Source organism: Betaproteobacteria bacterium (assembly GCA_016194905.1).
Classification (GTDB): Bacteria; Pseudomonadota; Gammaproteobacteria; order Burkholderiales; family JACQAP01; genus JACQAP01.
The window spans coordinates 110,869-129,393 of record JACQAP010000026.1; the positions used below are offsets into that span (position 1 = coordinate 110,869).

At 58.7% G+C, this 18,525-nt stretch carries 20 protein-coding genes and 1 pseudogene; 14 read left to right on the forward strand and 7 right to left on the reverse strand.

Translation table 11 applies throughout. The features are described from left to right. Nucleotides 1-11 precede the first annotated feature (11 nt). From HY067_17710 to HY067_17735, 6 genes are read left to right on the forward strand one after another with little or no spacing between them, the layout of a single operon-like run. On the forward strand, nucleotides 12-662 hold the full coding sequence (locus HY067_17710) for a hypothetical protein (GenBank protein MBI3529791.1): 651 nt from the start codon (nucleotides 12-14) through the stop codon (nucleotides 660-662). Then, nucleotides 659-1,342 carry a type II secretion system protein M gene (locus tag HY067_17715; GenBank protein MBI3529792.1) on the forward strand — a complete coding sequence of 228 codons (684 nt, stop codon included), beginning with the start codon at nucleotides 659-661 and terminating at the stop codon, nucleotides 1,340-1,342. The genes HY067_17710 and HY067_17715 overlap by 4 nt, the downstream gene beginning before the upstream one ends. Continuing rightward, the gene (locus HY067_17720; GenBank protein MBI3529793.1) at nucleotides 1,327-1,770 is read left to right on the forward strand and encodes a hypothetical protein; all 444 of its coding nucleotides are present in this window, start codon (nucleotides 1,327-1,329) and stop codon (nucleotides 1,768-1,770) included. Before HY067_17715 ends, HY067_17720 begins: the two co-directional genes overlap by 16 nt. A 17-nt stretch (nucleotides 1,771-1,787) precedes the next feature. Further along, nucleotides 1,788-3,554, forward strand: a complete 1,767-nt coding sequence (gene mshL / locus HY067_17725; protein MBI3529794.1) for a pilus (MSHA type) biogenesis protein MshL — start codon at nucleotides 1,788-1,790, stop codon at nucleotides 3,552-3,554. 57 nt (nucleotides 3,555-3,611) lie between these two features. Continuing rightward, nucleotides 3,612-4,505 (forward strand): AAA family ATPase, encoded by an 894-nt coding sequence (locus HY067_17730; GenBank protein ID MBI3529795.1) that lies wholly within the window; start codon nucleotides 3,612-3,614, stop codon nucleotides 4,503-4,505. Continuing rightward, on the forward strand, nucleotides 4,502-5,698 hold the full coding sequence (locus HY067_17735) for a tetratricopeptide repeat protein (protein MBI3529796.1): 1,197 nt from the start codon (nucleotides 4,502-4,504) through the stop codon (nucleotides 5,696-5,698). Before HY067_17730 ends, HY067_17735 begins: the two co-directional genes overlap by 4 nt. A gap of 3 nt (nucleotides 5,699-5,701) precedes the next feature. Here HY067_17735 and HY067_17740 read toward each other — a convergent pair whose 3' ends face one another. Beyond that, nucleotides 5,702-6,367: a ComF family protein gene (locus HY067_17740; protein ID MBI3529797.1), complete on the reverse strand. Its 666-nt coding sequence runs from the start codon at nucleotides 6,365-6,367 to the stop codon at nucleotides 5,702-5,704. Nucleotides 6,368-6,483: 116 nt separating this feature from the next. Between HY067_17740 and bioB the strand changes: the two genes are divergently transcribed. From bioB to HY067_17780, 8 genes are all read left to right on the forward strand, one after another. Next, nucleotides 6,484-7,494 (forward strand): biotin synthase BioB, encoded by a 1,011-nt coding sequence (gene bioB / locus HY067_17745; protein ID MBI3529798.1) that lies wholly within the window; start codon nucleotides 6,484-6,486, stop codon nucleotides 7,492-7,494. A gap of 48 nt (nucleotides 7,495-7,542) precedes the next feature. Continuing rightward, nucleotides 7,543-8,700: an 8-amino-7-oxononanoate synthase gene (gene bioF / locus HY067_17750; protein MBI3529799.1), complete on the forward strand. Its 1,158-nt coding sequence runs from the start codon at nucleotides 7,543-7,545 to the stop codon at nucleotides 8,698-8,700. Nucleotides 8,701-8,713: 13 nt separating this feature from the next. Then, complete coding sequence (gene bioC, locus HY067_17755) at nucleotides 8,714-9,580, forward strand: malonyl-ACP O-methyltransferase BioC (GenBank protein ID MBI3529800.1); 867 nt, start codon at nucleotides 8,714-8,716, stop codon at nucleotides 9,578-9,580. 46 nt (nucleotides 9,581-9,626) lie between these two features. Then, on the forward strand, nucleotides 9,627-10,301 hold the full coding sequence (bioD, locus tag HY067_17760; protein MBI3529801.1) for a dethiobiotin synthase: 675 nt from the start codon (nucleotides 9,627-9,629) through the stop codon (nucleotides 10,299-10,301). 57 nt (nucleotides 10,302-10,358) lie between these two features. Further along, a complete protein-coding gene (locus HY067_17765) occupies nucleotides 10,359-10,670 on the forward strand; it encodes a UbiA family prenyltransferase (protein MBI3529802.1) in 312 nt (103 codons plus the stop codon). Nucleotides 10,671-10,857: 187 nt separating this feature from the next. Then, nucleotides 10,858-11,412, forward strand: a complete 555-nt coding sequence (locus HY067_17770; GenBank protein ID MBI3529803.1) for a magnesium transporter — start codon at nucleotides 10,858-10,860, stop codon at nucleotides 11,410-11,412. A gap of 202 nt (nucleotides 11,413-11,614) precedes the next feature. Beyond that, nucleotides 11,615-12,277, forward strand: a complete 663-nt coding sequence (locus HY067_17775) for an SCO family protein (GenBank protein ID MBI3529804.1) — start codon at nucleotides 11,615-11,617, stop codon at nucleotides 12,275-12,277. After that, complete coding sequence (locus HY067_17780) at nucleotides 12,274-12,705, forward strand: copper chaperone PCu(A)C (GenBank protein MBI3529805.1); 432 nt, start codon at nucleotides 12,274-12,276, stop codon at nucleotides 12,703-12,705. Before HY067_17775 ends, HY067_17780 begins: the two co-directional genes overlap by 4 nt. Before the next feature lie 118 nt (nucleotides 12,706-12,823). On the opposite strand, the gene HY067_17785 is transcribed toward HY067_17780, so the two are convergent. From HY067_17785 to HY067_17810, 6 genes and pseudogenes are all read right to left on the reverse strand, one after another. Further along, nucleotides 12,824-12,985 carry a hypothetical protein gene (locus HY067_17785; protein ID MBI3529806.1) on the reverse strand — a complete coding sequence of 54 codons (162 nt, stop codon included), beginning with the start codon at nucleotides 12,983-12,985 and terminating at the stop codon, nucleotides 12,824-12,826. Nucleotides 12,986-13,053: 68 nt separating this feature from the next. Further along, entirely contained in the window at nucleotides 13,054-13,404 is a 351-nt protein-coding gene (locus HY067_17790; GenBank protein MBI3529807.1) for a cytochrome C oxidase subunit IV family protein, read from the reverse strand. 8 nt (nucleotides 13,405-13,412) lie between these two features. Further along, complete coding sequence (locus HY067_17795; GenBank protein ID MBI3529808.1) at nucleotides 13,413-14,135, reverse strand: cytochrome c oxidase subunit 3; 723 nt, start codon at nucleotides 14,133-14,135, stop codon at nucleotides 13,413-13,415. 17 nt (nucleotides 14,136-14,152) lie between these two features. Beyond that, on the reverse strand, nucleotides 14,153-14,809 hold the full coding sequence (locus HY067_17800; GenBank protein ID MBI3529809.1) for a cytochrome c oxidase subunit 3: 657 nt from the start codon (nucleotides 14,807-14,809) through the stop codon (nucleotides 14,153-14,155). Between the two features lie 20 nt (nucleotides 14,810-14,829). Next, a complete protein-coding gene (locus HY067_17805; GenBank protein MBI3529810.1) occupies nucleotides 14,830-16,605 on the reverse strand; it encodes a cbb3-type cytochrome c oxidase subunit I in 1,776 nt (591 codons plus the stop codon). 105 nt (nucleotides 16,606-16,710) lie between these two features. Further along, nucleotides 16,711-18,065 (reverse strand): annotated as a pseudogene (locus HY067_17810) (c-type cytochrome). Nucleotides 18,066-18,525 lie beyond the last annotated feature (460 nt).

The following is an 18,525-nucleotide window of genomic DNA, read 5'->3' on the forward strand; positions in this document are numbered from 1 at the left end:
AAGAAACAGTCATGCCGCAGCAGATCAACCTGTATAACCCGGCCTTCGAGGCGAAACGCGCGCTGATGTCCATGAAGGGCGCAGCCGCCGGATGGGTGGCGACTACAGCGTTGGTCGTCGCGATCGCCGGCTATCAGTCGATCAGCTTGCGTTCCGCTGAGCAACAGGAGCGCGAACTGGAGCGGCAGGTGGCTACCGCACAGGCCGACGCGCAACGATTGGGAAGTCAAATGGCATCGCGCCAGCACGATCCGCGGATTACCGAGGAGGCTGCCAAGCTGGAGGGGGACGTCAAAGGTCGGCAGGAAGCCATGAACATGCTGCACTCTGGCGAACTCGGGGATACCCGTGGCTTTTCCGACCATTTCAGGGCGTTCGCGCGCCAGTCTTTCGAAGGCGTCTGGTTGACCGGATTGAGCATCGCGACTGCGGGACGCGACGTTTCGGTCGAAGGGCGCGCGCTGCAAGCCGCCTATGTCCCGAGTTATCTCAAGCGTTTGAACGGGGAAAATGCGATGCAGGGGCATCCCTTTTCGGAATTGGTAATCCAGGAGCCTGCGCCCGATCCCGCTGCCAAGAACCCGGTCCGTCCCAACTACGTGGAATTCAGGCTGGCTACCAAGCCGGATGCGACTGCCGTGCCCAGGGCTGGTACGCAATGAGGCAGGCATGGGGAAAGCTGGCTCGCAGATTTGACGCCCTGAAGCCGCGCGAGCGCGTGATGGTGTTCGCGGCCGGGGTGGCAATCATTGCCGGATTGGGCTTTGTCCTGGCGATCGATGGCGCGCTTGCCAAACATAAAATCCTGGCGGCCAATGCCGAGAAGCACCGCATCGATCTCGCCCAATTGCAGAAGCAGAACGCGGAAATGTCCCGCCTGCTCAACCAGGATGCGGATGCGGAAGGACGCAAGCGCATCGATGATCTGCGGCGTCAATTGGGGAGTTATGACACCGAGCTGCGAAGCGTTCAGCAGGGGCTGGTGCCGCCCAACCGGATGGTCAGGGTTCTTGAAGACATGCTGAGCCGCGATTCACACGTGCGTCTGGTGAAACTGCGCACGCTTCCGGTCGCAGCCCTGATGGAACCGGCGGGCGCCCATGCCGACAACGCGGCGGCAAAATCAGCCGCGCCGTCGAAAAATCTGGTCTACAAACACGGCATAGAGTTGACGGTCGAAGGCAACTATCTTGACTTGCTGGAGTATCAGGCGCGACTGGAGAAACTTCCATGGCGCATGTTTTTCGCACGCACCAGCGTGAACGCCGTCGACTACCCACGAGTGCTCATGACGATTACGCTGTATACCCTCAGTCTGGAGGAAGCGTGGCTGGTCGTTTGATGCGCTATTCGCCGATCCTGGCCGCACTGATCTGCGTCGTGACCGCATCGACAGCAGCCGCACAGGCTTTGCGTGATCCGACCCGGCCTCCGCCGGCTGCGAGTGCCAAGGGAGCCGCAGGCAAGATCGAACAGTCGGGATGGGTTCTGCAGTCGGTACTCATTTCGCCCGAACGCCGTTACGCGATCATCAACGGTGAGGTCGTTCAGCTGGGCGGCTCGATTGCGGGTGCCGAACTGATTGCCGTTGCAGAGGAGCGCGTGACGCTGCGCACGCAGGAAGGATTGCGTGTTGTCCACCTGTTTCCCGATGTGATGAGGCTGGACGCCGCCGATGCAAGCCCCGGCATGGCTAAGCGCACGCACGCGCCGGATGTGGAAAAAAACACGAAAGCTGCGAGATCCAGTCACTCCGGAATGAAGAAATGAAAAATACAAGTGATGCCATGAGACGGACTCTCGCCGTGTTCCTGCTGAGTCTGCTGGGTGCGTGCGCGACGATGACGCCCACCGGCACGACTTACGACAGCGCGAAGAAAGAAATGTCCAATGCCTCGCGCCTCCGGCAATCCACCCCTCAGTCCGAGGACGTCGGCCGTGCGCTATTGCCCCCGCTGACGGTGGAAATGCCGAAGGTCGACGGTCGGCCGATCGAGCCGCGATTCGATCTGGCGGTCAACAATGCACCAGCGGGTCAGGTGTTCATGGCGATCGTTTCCGGCACCCGCTACAGCATGGTTGTGCATCCCGGAGTCAAGGATCAGATCTCGGTGAACCTGCGCGATGTGACGGTATTCGAAGCCTTGGATACGATTCGCGAGGTCTACGGTTACGAATACAAAATGCAGGGCAATCGCATCCTGATCGAGCCTCTCAGCCTGCAAACGCGCGTGTACCAGGTGAACTACCTGATGAGCCAGCGCAAGGGCAAGACCGAGGTAAGGGTGACATCCGGAGCCCTAACCGATTCCTCTTCCACTACCGGGGCTACCGCGCAGCCCGGCACCACGAGCGGCACCGGCGCGTCGACAACGGCACTTGAGAGCAGCCGCATCAGCACCACTTCGAACAACGATTTCTGGGCAGAGATAGATGCCGCACTACGCGCCATCGTCGGCAAAGAAGGCGGACGCATCGTGGTGATGAGCCCCCAGGCCGGCGTGATCGTCGTACGCGCATTGCCTTCGGAATTGCGCGGTGTCGCCGAATTTCTTAAGACCATGCAGGTGGTGATCGAGCGTCAAGTGATGCTGGAAGCCAAGATCATCGAAGTACAGCTGTCCGACAGTCATCAGACGGGGGTCAATTGGGCTGCATTCAGCCAGGGCGCGAACAGCCGGCTGGCCGGCGGCGTGCTCGGTCCCGGCGGGACGCTTACGCCTAGCGGGACCATCAGTGCCTTTACGTCGCGCAATCCGGACGGTACGGTATCCTCGAGTTCGCTGCTCTCTTCGGATCCGGCGGCGCCAGGCGTGATCAGCGCGGGTCTGGGCACGCCTGGATCCTTGTTCGGCCTCGCGTTCCAGACCAGTAACTTTGCCGCATTGATATCTTTTCTTGAAACCCAAGGCAATCTGCAGGTGTTATCCAGCCCGCGCATCGCCACTCTGAACAACCAGAAAGCGGTGCTGAAAGTCGGCACCGACGAGTTCTTCGTAACCAATATCACCACGACTACCACAAATGTTGGTACCTCCAGCACGCAGTCGCCGACCATTACCGTGTCGCCGTTCTTCTCCGGCGTGGCGCTCGATGTGACACCGCAAATCGACGAAAACAATCAGATCATCCTGCATATTCACCCGTCGGTTTCCAGTGTCATTGAAAAGACAAAGAATATCGATCTTGGCACGGCTGGCAGTTTCCGGCTGCCGCTGGCATCCAGCACGATCAGCGAGAGCGACACCATCGTGCGGGTGTCCAACTCAAACATCGTCGCCATCGGTGGTCTGATGAAGGAAACGACTACGCGCGACAGCAGCGGCGTGCCAGTATTGGGAACCCTGCCCGTGGTCGGCAATCTTTTCAGTAGCAAGAGCCGCTCTGTTACAAAAAGCGAGCTGGTGATCCTGCTCAAACCAACCGTCATCGAAAACGACGCAACTTGGCGTCAGGATATACTGGATGCCAAAGAGCGCATCGATGCTTACGAACGCAGTGACCGCCCCACGTTCAGACCCAAGCCCGCAAATTCTGCTGTGCCGGCGCAGTAATCATCCCGGCGCCGCGAAAAATCCGGCTGTCACGCCGATCCGGCGTCAGCGCTGACGATGTACCGCACCCATTTCGCCCTGCGTGAGCCACCGTTCGGACTGACGCCTGATACGAGTTTCGCTTTTGCCTGCACTCCGCATCAGGAGGCACTCAATACGCTACTGGTCGCTGCGGTCAACGGCGAAGGGTTCATGAAGGTTACGGGCGAAGTCGGGACCGGCAAAACCTTGTTATGCCGCCGATTCCTGTCCCAGCTCGACGACGACAACGTTACGGCTTATATTCCCAATCCGCTGCTCGACCCGCACGGGTTGCTGTTGGCTCTGGCCGAAGAGCTGCGCGTGGATTTCGATCGCGATGACGACCAGCATGGCCTTCTGAAAGCCTTGAATCATGTGCTGCTCGGGCACGCGCGGGCGGGCAAGCGCGTGGTGGTCTGCCTGGATGAAGCACAGGCAATGCCGCTGGAAACGCTGGAATCGTTGCGTCTGTTGTCCAATCTGGAAACCGAGAAGCGCAAGCTTTTCCAGGTGGTGTTGTTCGGACAACCCGAACTCGACGCGAAGCTGGCTCACGAGTCGGTCCGACAACTGCAGCAACGCATCACGTTCCAATATCATCTCTCGCCGCTCTCACGTCGCGAACTCGAGTACTACGTTTCGCATCGCCTCCGGATTGCCGGGTACATGGGCGATCGCCTGTTCAACGCCGCGGCACTGGATGCGCTTTACAAGGCGAGTCGAGGCGTGCCGCGATTGATCAATGTGCTCGCGCACAAGGCGATGCTGGCGGCATACGGAGAGGGCAATCACTATGTATCCTCAGCGCATGTTCGCAGCGCAGCGAAGGACACACCCTCCGCCCGACCAGTTTATTCTCCGATGGTCTGGGCCGGCGCCGTCGCGATGGGCGGCGTCGCAGCGTTGATTTACTGGTATCTGAATCAATGAGTCTGATCAACGACGTTCTGCAGGACCTCGAAAAGCGTCATGCATCCGAGTCCGAGCTGAAAACCCTGCCTCCTTACGTGCGTGCCGTCCCAGATCGACCGCAATCGCCCCTCCGGATGTACGTGGTCACCGCAGTACTCGTGGTCGTTCTTATCGCAGTGGCTTTTTTCATCTCTAGCGGCCGTCGAGCACCGGAGGACAACGCCCAGCAGATCGCTTCCAAGCCGACTGCGGTGCTTTTGCCGGCGCCTGTGCCAGCAGCGAAGGTGCCGGTGGCGGGGCCGCCTGCGCAAACGGCAACGTTCAACCCCGTCTCCAGGCGCTCGGATGAATTGAGCCTCATTGGTCCGCTGTCGGCGCGGCCGGAGAAACCGGCGGGTACCGGGCGCAATGTGAAGCCCGGCGTTGCAAGACCGGTCGTGGATGTCGTAGCTGCGCCCTTATCTCGAGCTGAAAAACCGCAAGCACCGGATACCGTAGCCAAGATCGAAGCGGTAACCAAGCCAACTGCGACCACCCCCGAGCGAGTAGCGCCCCCGGCTGCGGGTCCGTTGGCCGTCGCGGAGAACGCACCGGGCGCGATCGACAAGCAGATGCGTGAGGTGACGCCACCAGAACGCGCCGAGATTGCATTCCGCAGGGGTGTAACGCAACTTCAGGAGGGCCGGGCGAATTCGGCCGAGTTGGATTTCCGCGACGCGCTGAAGCAGGATCCGTCGCATAGTGGTGCGCGCCAGGCGTTGCTCGGGCTGCTGCTGGACAACGGGCGCAACAACGAGGCGGAACAGCTCTTGCGCAAGGCGCTCGAGATCAATCCGCGGCAGCCGCGCCATGCCATGGTACTGGCGCGTCTGGAAGTGGAGCGCGGCGAGGTAGCCGGTGCGATCAATACGATGGTGGGCGCGCTACCCTATGTTCAATCCGATCCCGACTTCCATGCCTTCCTCGCGGCATTGTTGCAGCGGGAAGGACGGCACCGGGAGGCGGTGGACTATTATCGCGCCGCCCTGCGTGGTGTACCCGGCAACGGCGTTTGGATGATGGGTCTCGGAATATCCTTGCGCGCCGCGAATCAATCCGCGGAAGCGCGCGACGCGTTTCAGCACGCCATCGAGTCGAGGCAACTGACGCCGGAGCTGCAGGAATTCGTCGAGCGACAGTTGCGCGAGCTTTCCGCCCAGAAGAAAAAATAGTCGTCAGACTTCGCCCGGCGCGGGTGTTCGCGCCGCAATCCAGCCGATGACTTCGCGCGCGCCGCGGCGTTTGAGCGTTAGCGCCAGTTCGTTGAGCGTCGCTCCGGTGGTCAGCACGTCATCTACGACGGCCACTGATTTTCTGCTCACATCAACATCACACGCAAAGGCGTTGCGCACATTTGTCGCGCGTTGCTTCCATGGCAGGACTGCCTGCGGAGCGCTTTCGCGCAGCCGATGGCAGATGTCGACGGAAATATCCAGGCCAAAGTCCGTTGCCAGCCGTCGCGAAATTTCCATCGCCTGATTGAATCCACGGCCCGCCAGTCGCGCGCGCGCCAGCGGCATTGGAATGATCAGATCCGGACCGGGCTCTTCGTCCAGCGCCTCGGCCAAACCCGCGGCCAGCGGTCGTGCGCAGGCAAGATTGCCGCGATACTTCAACCCCTGGATCAGGACTGTGACGGGAAATTCATACATGAATGGCGCAACGACACGATCGAAATGCGGTGGCTTATTGAGGCAGCGTCCGCATAGTTCTCCGGTCGGATCAGGTATCGCGCAGACCGGACAGCGCGTGCCTGCCAGCCTGGGCAAGCTGTTGCGGCAGCCTCCGCACAGGCCATCCCCATCGCCGCGCCCGCCGCACAGCAGGCAAACAGGAGACATCAGCCATTGGGCAATCGGCAGACAGTCGTCAAAAATGCGATAAATTGAATTTGACACGGATCAGCGCTTCCCCGACCATCCCTATGTCCAAATTCCAACCTGCAACGGATAGCATCATGCCCGACGTCGCGCAAACCATCATCCGAAATAAACCCGCCGCCAAACCCGCGGTCTGGACCGTTATCCGAGTTGAAGCGCTGTTGTCCGCTCCGTTCAGTGATCTGATCTATCAAGCTCAGCAGATTCACAGGCAGCACTTTGCACCCAATGAAGTGCAGCTTTCCACCCTGCTGTCCATCAAGACCGGGGGTTGTCCCGAAGATTGCGGCTATTGTCCGCAGGCCGCGCGCTATCACACCGGCGTGGAAAACGAGGCGCTGATGTCGGTCGATGCGGTCGTTCGGGCCGCGAGGGCAGCAAAGCACAATGGCGCTTCGCGATTCTGCATGGGCGCAGCCTGGCGTGGGCCGAAGCAACGCGATCTGGAACAGGTGGCGAAGATGGTGCGAGAGATCAAAGCGCTTGGCCTGGAGACCTGCGCTACGCTGGGCATGCTCAAGGCAGGGCAGGCTGAACAGCTCAAGGATGCGGGACTCGACTACTACAATCACAATCTCGATACCGATCCCGCGTTGTACGGTGAAATCATCACCACCCGCGATCAGGACGACCGGCTCGACACTCTGCAGAAAGTGCGGGAGGCCGGTATCCGCGTCTGTTGTGGCGGCATCGTCGGCATGGGCGAGACGCGTGCAAATCGCGCCGCGCTCATCGCCCAACTGTCCAACCTCGATCCTTATCCCGAAAGTGTTCCGATCAACAATCTGGTGCAAGTGAAGGGCACGCCATTGTACGGCACCCCTGAACTCGATCCTTTCGAGTTCATACGTACAATCGCCGCGGCGCGTATCACCATGCCGCAAGCCATGGTGCGCCTGTCCGCAGGCCGCGAAGACATGTCGGAAGAAACGCAGGCGCTGTGTTTTTTAGCCGGCGCCAATTCGGTCTTCTACGGCGAAAAGCTGCTGACCACGCCCAATCCCGTGGCCGATCGCGATCGCATGCTGTTCGACAAACTTGGCATCAAGCCAATGGAAAGCCGCGAAGAAGGCGCGGGCACCAACTGAGGGATTTCGGTGTTCCGTTCGGTCATCGAACCGCGATCCGATCCTGCAATGCGCGACCTTGTTGCCGAACTTGCCGATCTGGAACAGCAGGGGCTGCGCCGGCATCGCCGCGTTCTGGAATCCCGGCAGGGTGCGCGCGTCAGGGTCGATGGGCGGGAGTATCTGTCCTTTTGCAGTAACGACTATTTGGGACTGGCGGCGGATCCACGCATCGCCGAAGTGGCGGCCGAATCGATACGCCAATTTGGTCTCGGCGCCGGCGCTTCCCATCTGTTGAGCGGGCATCATCGTACCCACGACGACCTGGAACGGGCGCTCGCAGGATTCGCAGGGTTGCCCCGGGCGCTGTTGTTCTCATCCGGTTATCTGGCCAACCTTGCTGTCGTCACTGTTCTGGCCGGACGCTCCAGCGACATCTTCGCCGATCGCTTGAATCACGCGTCCCTCAACGATGCGATGATTTTGTCCCGGGCACGATGCAAACGTTATCCGCATTGCGACCCGACTGCACTCGAAGCCTTTCTGATGCGTTCCCGCGCGGCAGACAAACTCGTCATAACCGACGCGGTCTTCAGCATGGACGGCGACATCGCGCCGCTATCCGATATCGCGCGCCTGTGCGAACGCTTCGGAGCCTGGCTGGTGGTGGATGATGCACACGGGTTCGGAGTGCTGGGTAAAAGCGGCGGCGGGGCACTGGCCCATTTTGGACTCGATTCTCCGCACATTGCCTATGTTGGCACGCTGGGCAAGGCAGCGGGCGTGTCCGGTGCGTTTGTCGCCGGCAGCGAGCAACTCATCGAGCTGCTCATTCAACGCGCGCGCACCTACATCTATACCACCGCGAGTCCGCCGCCGTTGGCGGCGGCGCTGATGAAAAGCGTCGAACTCATGCGCGCCGAAGCCTGGCGGCGCCAGCGCCTTATCGAATTGTCCGCGCGGATTTCCGGTACGCTCGAATTGCGCAAGTGGCGGTTGCTTTCTTCGCAGACCGCGATCCAGCCTTTGATCGTCGGGGAAAATTCCGAAGCCGTGGCATTGAGCGCCGCGATGGCCAACGAAGGCATCCTCGTTCCGGCCATCCGTCCGCCGACAGTGTCAAAGGGGAGTTCTCGATTGCGCATTTCCCTGTCCGCTGCGCACACGGAGGCGGACGTGGATCTATTGGTGACGTTGCTGCGGCAACTGGAGCCGTCGCTTTCATGAGCGGACCCTATTCATGAGCGAACCGGCAGCACTGGACAAACGCCAGATGCGGCGATCATTCGAACGGGCTGCATCGACTTACGATCAGGCCGCTGTTCTGCAGCGGGAAATCGGTGCGCGTGCGCTCGAGCGTCTGGATCTCGTCAAACTCGATCCAGGAGCCATCGTTGATGCAGGTTGCGGCACCGGGTTTGCGGCTCAATCACTGCGTCAACGTTTCCCGCGGGCAATGTTGATCGAACTCGATATCGCCCCGGCAATGCTGCATGCCGCTCGACTTCGGTGCCCGCGCTGGAAAAAATGGATTGGAGGGACCCGGGAGGTATTCGTCTGCGGCGACCATGAGCAGTTGCCGATACGATCCGGCTGCGTGGACATGGTTTGGTCCAATCTTGCCTTCCAGTGGACCGAGGACCTGCCAGCGGTATTCGCCGAGTGCCAGCGCATATTGCGGCCTGGCGGCTTGCTGATGTTCACGACGTTTGGCCCGGATACGCTGAAGGAACTGCGCACGGCTTGCGCCGGCGACGGCAGGATCCACGTCAACCGCTTCATCGACATGCATGATATCGGCGACATGATGATCGGTGCCGGTTTTGCCGATCCGGTCATGGATATGGAATACCTGACCCTGACTTACGCCGACGTACGAACCCTGATGCGGGAGCTCAAGGCAATCGGTGCGCACAATGTCGCCGCGGGCCGCAATCGCGGGTTGACCGGTAAACGCGCGCTGAAGGAAATCGAGCTGCGCTACGAATCTTTTCGGCGGGACGCGCGCCTGCCGGCGACTTTCGAAGTAATTTACGGACACGCCTGGAAACCGCAGCCGCGTCTCGGTCCGGGTGGCCGTCCGGTCATCGACATCAAGCCGCGTTGAGGGGTTTGATTTGATCCCTCACCCCTCACCCCTCACCCCTCACGGCATTTTCGTCACCGGCACCGACACCGGTGTGGGCAAGACGCGCGTCGCGTCCGCGCTGCTGCGGGCGTTCGCGCGCCGCGGGCTGCGCACGGTCGGTATGAAACCGGTGGCGGCCGGGTGCAAGCGAATTGACAGCGGTCTCGTGAGCGAAGATGTGGCGGCGCTGGCTGCGGTATCGAACGTGAATCTGCCGGTCGATCTGATCAATCCCTACCGCTTTCAACCCGCGATCGCGCCGCATCTCGCCGCCGAACTGGCTGGCGAGACGATCTCCTTGCAACGGATCCGCGATGCTTACGTTGCGCTCGCGGCTCGCGCCGACCGGGTGGTTGTGGAGGGCGCCGGCGGCTTCCTGGTTCCGCTCAATGAACGCGAGGACTTCGGGGACCTGGCGCGATTGCTGGAACTACCGGTGCTGCTGGTGGTGGGCATGCGCCTGGGTTGCCTGAATCACGCGCTGCTTACCGCCGAGGCGGTGCAGCGCCGGGGGTTACAATTCGCCGGATGGGTGGCGAATCGGCTCGATGCCACCACACCCGGTGTCGAGCGGAATGTGCAGACACTGTGTAAACGGCTCGACGCGCCGTTGCTGGGCATCGTCCCGTTCGCAGTCGGGACTACTGAGGCGGAGGCGTCTTGTCTCGACTTGCAGGTGCTGGAAAACAGCTTTCGCTGAGAGTCGTTCGCGCCGGGTGTATTGCCGTCTGAATTACATCCGGCATAGACGAGCGTAGTGAAGCTGAACCATGTCGTCCGCCGCTGGACGCCGCCGCATTTCTGGTCGCTGGCCCTATACCGCGAGCAGGAATACGCGAAACTCGGCATCCCCATGCTGCCGGTCACGCATGGCAGCAAATTCACGCGCCAATGTATTTTGTTCCATACGATTCTCCTTGCGGCGGTTGCGGTGCTGCCGTTCGTCACAGCGATGAGCGGGTTGCTTTACCTGACCGGTGCTTTGGCGTTGAATGCGGAGTTCATCGCATATGCTCGGAAGCTTTACCGCATCGTGATCAACGAGGCGCTGCAATCCACCTTCCATTGAGATGACTGTCTCCAAAGAGCTACAATCCCGGATGCTTGAATGCGCCAGAGCCGGTTTTCGGTGCACAAGCGGGTACGGGTGACGGCCGAGGACCGGCAAGGAAGAATGAAGCCAGCGGGCTACAAAAGCGGGCCTGAATCAGAGTCAGCTATGCCAGTTAATTAACTAGGTGGAGACGACTATGAACATGCTAAGGCATTATTTTATCAGCAACAACCTGGACGACCTGGAAGTCTTTGAAGAGCAGCTGGAAGCCGCCGGCGTTTCCACAGCGCAGATCCACGTGCTCAGCCGCAACGACGCGGAGGTGGAGCATCATCATCATCTCCACGAGGTCCAGTCATTCATGAAGAACGATATTGTCCACTCAACGATACGAGGCGTCGTCATCGGGCTTTGCGCTTGCGTACTGGTTCTTGCCATCGCCTATTTCGCTGGCTGGACGAAATCCGCTGCCGGTTGGACTCCTGTCATTTTCCTCGCTGTCGTGCTGCTTGGCTTTTGCACGTGGGAAGGTGGATTGGTTGGAATCCAGAAACCCAACCACAACTTCGCCCGTTTCGAACAAGCGCTGCGCGACGGAAAGCATATCTTCTTTATGGATCTCGAGCCCCAGCAAGAAGGGGTATTGGAGAATGTGCTGAAATCTCACCCGCGAGTGGAGCTGGCAGGAACGGGAACATCCGCCCCGCACTGGATTATCGCTTTGCAGCAAAAGGGGGCGATGATTCGCCATTCGTGACCCTGGAGAATCTTTTCCAATTATCCGGACACCTTAGGCTTGCTCTACACCTGAATCTCTCGGTTAGCGCCTACCGGTCTTGCGCCGCCGCCTTGGATCCTGCACTGAAGGAAACTTTTGGTGTTGTTCGGGTTCCACCGGTTACTTCGACCGCGCCACGACGTAGTCGGCGGCGCACTCAGGATTTCCTCATTGCGCGGTCATGAACAAAACAGCTCTCAAATTCAGCATCATGATAACGAGCGTCACGCTGGCCGCGATGCTTGCCGGAGTGTGGCTCGCTGATATAGATCGCGAACACGATTCTCGAGCCATGTTACTGCCGGACAAGGTGATGACATTGTTCCCCGATCCGAAGCCACTGACGGCCTTTGCGCTCACCGACGACAAGAATCGCGTGTTTGACCTTGCAAGCTTGAAGGGTAAATGGTCATTTCTCTTTTTCGGCTTCACCCATTGCCCGGACATCTGTCCGACGACCCTGGCGGTACTGGCCCGCGCGCGTGACAACATCGCCAAGAGTATGGTTGGCGCCGAAAATATCCAATTCGTCTTTATCTCGGTCGATCCAAATCGCGATACCGCCCGCAAGCTCAGGCAGTATGTGGACTATTTTGATTCGAGCTTTATCGGCGTGACGGGCGACAACGCTCAGATCGGTAACCTGGCCGGTCAACTAGGCGCCGCATATCAGGTTGCGATCGCACCGGGTATGGAAAACTATCCCGTCACTCACACTACGGCGGTATTTCTGGTGGATCCACGAGCCCGATATTATGCCGTGTTCACGCCGCCCCATGATGCGGAGGCGATCAGCAAGCGTTTCAAAGTGGCGCGGGAGCTTGAAGCAGGCAATGCGACATGAGATGGCGGCATCCGGTTTTCGTCTGCCTGATATCGGCGCTGGCCCTCGTCTGCGCCGCGAGTGAAGAGGCGGGCGTTTCCGTACGCGATGCCTGGATCAGGGAAACGCCACCCGGCATGAGCGTGATGGCGGGATACATGGCGTTGCGAAACAACACGTCACGGGCACAAATACTCGTGGCCGCAAGCAGCTCCGGGTTCGAGAGCGCGATGATTCACCGCACTATCGTTAAGGACGGCATGGCGGGAATGGTGCACCTGTCGCAGGTCGGACTGGCACCCAACGCGACTTTGATCTTTGCGCCGGGTGGTTATCATCTGATGCTGATGAATCCGAAGCGGACACTGCGCGCCGGCGACTCGGTCGTCATCAACCTGGAATTCCGCGGCGGTCTCGTGTTACCCGTCGCCTTCGAGGTCCGCAAATGAGTGCTTGGTAGACCTGCTGTCCGTTGCGGCTGGGCGACAGCGCGGCCGCCGCGATTTTCACAGCCTGACGCTAAGTTTCCACCGAAGCAACGTCGACCTGGCGGACAGGCCTGATCCGCTAGGCCACACTTGAAACGATGGACAACAGCGCGCTGCGATCCTGTTTGACTCGGTCGGGGACGTCGTGGTGATGGACCACAAGAAGGAAAATAAACAGCATCAGCACTACACCGATCCCAAGAATGATCACAACGTTCGTCGTGTAGCGTTTTTTAGTCATTGGCAGTCTTCGTAGTAAGGAACGGAATCCGAAAAAAGATGGGCACGCCTCAATTCGATCTAGCTACGCTAGAACAATCCCTTCACGAAATAGACGCTCCGCATAAAAAAGGTGTAGTCCGCTTCGAGCGCTCCGATGCCCAGAAGTACCATCAACAACAGCGTTGGGACCAAAATGGCATACATCAGGGCCAGCCGCTCCCACATCATGTGCATGAAGACGGAGACGATCAGACCTGCCTTCAACAACATGAACACGATGATCAGAAACCACCTGAGGTAACCGTGAAAGTGGAAGTAGTCGACAGAATAAGACAAGGCACTGAGAATGAAGAGCAACCCCCAGATCTTGAGATAAATGCCGATCGGATGCTGTTGCCCTTGCGCGTGTGCATGTTGTTGCCCCTGCGCGTGTGCCATGATTTGCCTTACCAGAGATAGAAGAATGCGAAGATGAATACCCACACCAGATCGACGAAGTGCCAATACAGACCCAAGATTTCGACGATCTCGTAGTTTCCCTTCCTGCCGGTCAAAAAGCCTGGCCTTTGGTGATCCAGATCCCCCCGTATAACCTTTGTCGCCACGATGATCAGGAAGATCACGCCGATCGACACGTGCGTGCCATGGAAGCCCGTGATCATGAAAAAGGCCGAGCCAAACTGGGCGGCGCCCAAGGGATTGCCCCAGGGGCGTATTCCCTCATCCATTATCAGCTTGCTCCACTCGAAGGCCTGCATGCCGACGAATGAGGCGCCCAATGCCGCGGTGATCAGCAACAAGATAAAGGTGATCTTTCTATTTTTTTCATATCCGAACTTGACCGCCATGGCCATCGTCCCGCTACTGCTGATCAAGATGAACGTCATGATGGCGATCAGGATGAGCGGGATTTTGTTGCCGAAGAGCGTTAAAGCGAAAACCTCACTGGGGTTGGGCCAAGGGTCCGTGGTGGACATTCGCACGGTCATGTACGAAATCAAAAAAGCACTGAAGATGAAGGTATCGCTGAGGAGGAAGATCCACATCATGGCCTTGCCCCACGGGACCTTCTTGAACGCCCGCTGGTCCGAGGACCAGTCGGCGACGATGCCTTGCACGCCCTCAGGCAGCGCGAGGGGTTCTATGGTATTTGCCGGAGTCGCTTGCATCATGTCCTTGGCCCTGTTTACCTAATCCCACAGAGTTTCAATAAAATGTCCAAATTATTCCCCGTAAACAGCAGACCAAAAAGGACCAACCAAACCAGAAGCAGGAAGTGCCAGTAAACGGTACACAACTCCACACTCTGCCTGACCTTCGCCACGTCAAAATTACCCCACACTTTTACGACGGTCCTGCCCCAGGCCACCAACCCGCCCAATAGGTGCAGCCCATGCAATCCTGTGATCAGATAAAAAAACGCGATTGCAGGGTTCGATACTTCAAAATAAACCATCGCGCCCAGTTGCCGCCAGGCCAACACCTGCCCGAACAGAAAAACCACGGTGAAAGCCCCGCCAGCAAGCAGGCCGGCTCGCATGGCGTCCATTCGCCCACGACGTACCGAGTACTGCGCCCATTGCAAGGCGACACTGCTCAATATCAGCACTAACGTATTCGCCCACAACAAGCTTACTTGAGGCGCGGGACGCCAGTCCTCATATGCCATCCGGCCGCCATATGCGATAACCAAAAGCATGAACAGGACCGTGACTACTGCAAGGAATACCCTCAGAGCGAGTTTCTTCGCAAGCCCGGAAGATGCGCGTCCAGCGTAAAGGTCGTCGACCTTGCCCTGGTCCGTGGCCCAGGACTTGGCCGTCAATTCTTGAAAAATACTCACTTCCTTAGCCTCCGGATCGCCTACTTCTTGTTGCCAGTACGGGCGATCTCTCGTGCCGGGACGTTTTGCGGTATGAAGTCCGCATCGGCGCCCGGCACGCTGTAATCGTACGCCCAGCGATAGACCACCGGTAGCGTGGGGCCAAAGTTGCCGTGCTTCGGCGGAGTATCGGCGGTTTGCCACTCCAGCGTGGTGGCGCCCCAGGGGTTGCCCCCCGATGGCTTGCCTTTGAAATAACTCCAGACCAGGTTGTACAAGAACACCAGTTGGACAGCGCCCACGATCAAGGCCGCGATGGTGATACCAGCGTTCAAGGACTGTGCCGATTCAGGAATAAAGTTCGTGCCTCCCACTGCATAATACCGGCGCGGCACGCCCAAAAAGCCCAGGTAATGCATGGGAAGGTAGATGGCATAGGTCCCGAGGAAGGTGACCCAGAAGTGGAATTTGCCCAGGGTGTCGTCCAGCATGCGCCCGGTGATCTTGGGGTACCAGTGATAGATCGCCCCGAACACAACCATGATGGGCGCCACGGCCATCACCATATGGAAGTGCGCGACCACGAACATGGTGTCCGAAAGCGGTACGCTCACCGTCGGGTTACCGAGGAACAGGCCCGTTAACCCGCCGTGTATGAACGCGAAGATGAACCCGATGGCAAACAGCATGGGGACGTTGAGTCGGATATTACCGTGCCACAAAGTCAGCACCCAGTTGTAGACCTTTAGGGCCGTGGGGATTGCAATGATCAGCGTGGTGGTGGCGAAAAAGAAGCCGAAGTACGGGTTCATTCCACTGACGTACATGTGGTGGGACCACACAAGGAAACTGAGGCCGCCGATGGCCACAATCGCCCAGACCATCATCCGGTAGCCAAAAATGTTTTTCCGCGCATGTACACTGATCAGGTCGGAGACGATGCCGAAGGCCGGTAGGGCGACGATGTAGACCTCGGGATGACCGAAAAACCAGAACAGGTGCTGAAACAACAACGGATTGCCTCCCGCGTGCTCACCCTGTTGTCCCATCGAGACGACGGCGGGCATGAAGAAACTCGTACCGAGAAGCAGGTCGAACAACATCATGATGGCGCTGACAAACAAGGCGGGGAAGGCCAGCAGTGCCAGGATAGTGGCGGTGAAAATGCCCCATACCGTCAAGGGCATCCGCATCAGCGTCATCCCCCGCGTGCGCGCCTGCAACACCGTCACCACATAGTTCAATCCACCCATGGTGAATCCAATGATGAAGAACGCCAGGGAAACGAGCATCAGGATGATTCCCCAAGTCGCCCCTGGCGTGCCCCGGAGGATAGCCTGTGGCGGGTACAGGGTCCAGCCGGCGCCCGTGGGCCCGCCTGTCACAAAGAAACTCGCGACCAGCAGCAACACGGCAAATAGATAGACCCAGTAACTCACCATGTTGACATAGGGGAAAACCATATCGCGGGCGCCGACCATGAGCGGGATGAGGTAGTTGCCAAACCCCCCCAGGAACAACGCAGTGAGCAGGTAGACAACCATGATCATGCCGTGCAGGGTGACAAACTGAAGGTAGTTGCTTGGGTCGATAAAAGAGAAACTGTTCGGGAAACCCAGTTGCAGCCGCATCAACCACGACAACACCAACGCCACCAACCCTATCCCGATCGCGGTGATTGCGTACTGAATGGCGATGACTTTGGCGTCCTGGCTCCAGATGTACTTCCCCACGAAAGTTTTCGGATGGTAGAGTTCCATCTCCTCGACTTCGGCAGGTGGGGCAAAATCCGATGCGTCATGCGCAACGTATTCCATCAAAATCTCCTCTTCGCTAAATCTTCATTTATGCTCTATCTCGCCCGAGTCCCATCAGCACATTAATAATATATGGCAATAATATATGGCGCTCGAGCGGGCTGATCATCGCAGGGTATTGATGTAGGCGACGAGGTCATTGGTTGCCTGGTCGCTGGTCAGCATTGCGGCGATGGATGCCATCTGCGGACCGTACATGTCTTTTGGATGGGCGCCGCGAATCCCCTGTTTGAAATTATTCAATTGAGTGACCAAATACCAATCGCTCATACCCTTCAGCACGGGGGCATTCATCGACTGTGTGCCCCGCCCGCCAGGACCGTGACAGGCTGCGCAGGTCACATAAGTCTTTTGACCGTTCTTCGCATTCCCCTTCACCATGCCCGGAGCAGAATTATCCGGCAGCGTCTTATATAGGCGACGACGTTATCGATGGCGGCGTTATCACCAAGCGTCGCCGCCATTGGCGCCATCATTTTTCCAAAGACATCCTTGTCGTGTGTCCCCCGGGCGCCTTGCTGGAAGTATTTCAATTGCCGTTTCAGGTACCAGTCTCCTTGCCCACTCAATTTCGGCGCATGCAGCGCAGGATTACCCTCCGCCTGCAAGCCATGACAGGCGGAACACACTGCATAGAGCGGCTCACCCGCGGAAGGATTGCCGGCGACTTGAGCCGAGGTTTGCGCGAACGTCGGATAGCTGCTTAACCACGCCTGAAACGCGCTCTCTTCTTCCACTACGACCTTGCCACGCATGGCGAAGTGCCCGACGCCACATAATTCGTTGCAGAGGAGGTCGAATTTCCCGGTCCGGGTGGGGGTAAACCAGATATAGGTGACCGAGCCCGGCACCATATCCATCTTGGCCCGGAACTGTGGTACAGCGAAATCGTGCAGGACGTCTATGGAGCGGAGCAGCGCCTTGACCGGTTTGTTGATGGGGAGATGTAGCTCTGGGCTTGCTACCAGGACATCATCCTGTCCGTTTGGATCGTCGGGGTTCAAGCCGAACGGGTTTTTATCGCTGACGTACCGGGCATCGACGGTACCCAGCTTGCCGTCCGCCCCGGGGAAGCGAAAGCTCCAGTGCCACTGCTTGCCCACGACCTCAAACACCGCCGCGTCTTGCGGGACGTCGACGAATTTCGCCCATACCAACAAGCCGGGGGCCAACAGCGCAGCGATTCCCACCGCGGTCAATCCGACAAGCCACGTCTCCAGCTTATTGTTCTCGGGTTCGTACACCGCCCGGCTCCCCTTCCGCTGACGGTAGCGGATCACACAATAAGCCACAAATAAATTGACGGCGATGAAGACAAACCCCGTGACCCAGAACGTGAGGCTGATCGTGTCGTCCATCGCAACCCAGTTGGAGGCGATCGGCGTGAAGTACCACGGACTCAGGAAGTGGAACAGGACGGAGCCAACGACCAACAAAATGAATACGATTGCCAAGATCATAATAGTGGTGGCCCCGGTTGATTGGGCAGAATTTCGTCGACGATAAGCGATGAACTGGAGGAGAGGTTGTCTACAGCACCGGGTGCGCCCCCGTGCAGGGACCGCGACGGATAGTGCGCCGAAGCGCGCGCGAGAATCGAGACATCCCAACGGCCCACGATTGGCATCCGGCCCACGATTGGCATCTTCGTGTCCCGATCGATCATCGCTTTGCGCTCGCAGCTGGGAAGCATTCGAACGCGTTGGACAAAATCATTGAGTGTGCCATCGGCAGATCTCCGAACCCAATTGGTCGGAACCTTATAAGGCATTGTGAACCTATTGTCCACAGGGCCCAGCCGGCCTGCTTCCTTGCTCTGGCTGGTGGCCATGTGCTACATTTCGGCCCGCGAAAAACGATGGTTTTCGTCTTGTCGGCCTTTCGCAGGGGATTAGGAAACGGGTCTTTGGCGTGCATTGC

What these genes read in the sequence shown, in the direction of transcription:
- HY067_17710 (MBI3529791.1), top strand. Translation starts at nt 12, where the DNA reads ATGCCGCAGCAGATCAACCTGTATAACCCGGCCTTCGAGGCGAAACGC.
- HY067_17715 (MBI3529792.1), top strand. Translation starts at nt 659, where the DNA reads ATGAGGCAGGCATGGGGAAAGCTGGCTCGCAGATTTGACGCCCTGAAG.
- mshL (MBI3529794.1), top strand. Translation starts at nt 1,788, where the DNA reads ATGAGACGGACTCTCGCCGTGTTCCTGCTGAGTCTGCTGGGTGCGTGC.
- HY067_17730 (MBI3529795.1), top strand. Translation starts at nt 3,612, where the DNA reads ATGTACCGCACCCATTTCGCCCTGCGTGAGCCACCGTTCGGACTGACG.
- HY067_17735 (MBI3529796.1), top strand. Translation starts at nt 4,502, where the DNA reads ATGAGTCTGATCAACGACGTTCTGCAGGACCTCGAAAAGCGTCATGCA.
- HY067_17740 (MBI3529797.1), bottom strand. Translation starts at nt 6,367, where the DNA reads ATGTCTCCTGTTTGCCTGCTGTGCGGCGGGCGCGGCGATGGGGATGGC.
- bioB (MBI3529798.1), top strand. Translation starts at nt 6,484, where the DNA reads ATGCCCGACGTCGCGCAAACCATCATCCGAAATAAACCCGCCGCCAAA.
- bioF (MBI3529799.1), top strand. Translation starts at nt 7,543, where the DNA reads ATGCGCGACCTTGTTGCCGAACTTGCCGATCTGGAACAGCAGGGGCTG.
- bioC (MBI3529800.1), top strand. Translation starts at nt 8,714, where the DNA reads ATGAGCGAACCGGCAGCACTGGACAAACGCCAGATGCGGCGATCATTC.
- HY067_17770 (MBI3529803.1), top strand. Translation starts at nt 10,858, where the DNA reads ATGCTAAGGCATTATTTTATCAGCAACAACCTGGACGACCTGGAAGTC.
- HY067_17775 (MBI3529804.1), top strand. Translation starts at nt 11,615, where the DNA reads ATGAACAAAACAGCTCTCAAATTCAGCATCATGATAACGAGCGTCACG.
- HY067_17780 (MBI3529805.1), top strand. Translation starts at nt 12,274, where the DNA reads ATGAGATGGCGGCATCCGGTTTTCGTCTGCCTGATATCGGCGCTGGCC.
- HY067_17785 (MBI3529806.1), bottom strand. Translation starts at nt 12,985, where the DNA reads ATGACTAAAAAACGCTACACGACGAACGTTGTGATCATTCTTGGGATC.
- HY067_17790 (MBI3529807.1), bottom strand. Translation starts at nt 13,404, where the DNA reads ATGGCACACGCGCAGGGGCAACAACATGCACACGCGCAAGGGCAACAG.
- HY067_17795 (MBI3529808.1), bottom strand. Translation starts at nt 14,135, where the DNA reads ATGCAAGCGACTCCGGCAAATACCATAGAACCCCTCGCGCTGCCTGAG.
- HY067_17805 (MBI3529810.1), bottom strand. Translation starts at nt 16,605, where the DNA reads ATGGAATACGTTGCGCATGACGCATCGGATTTTGCCCCACCTGCCGAA.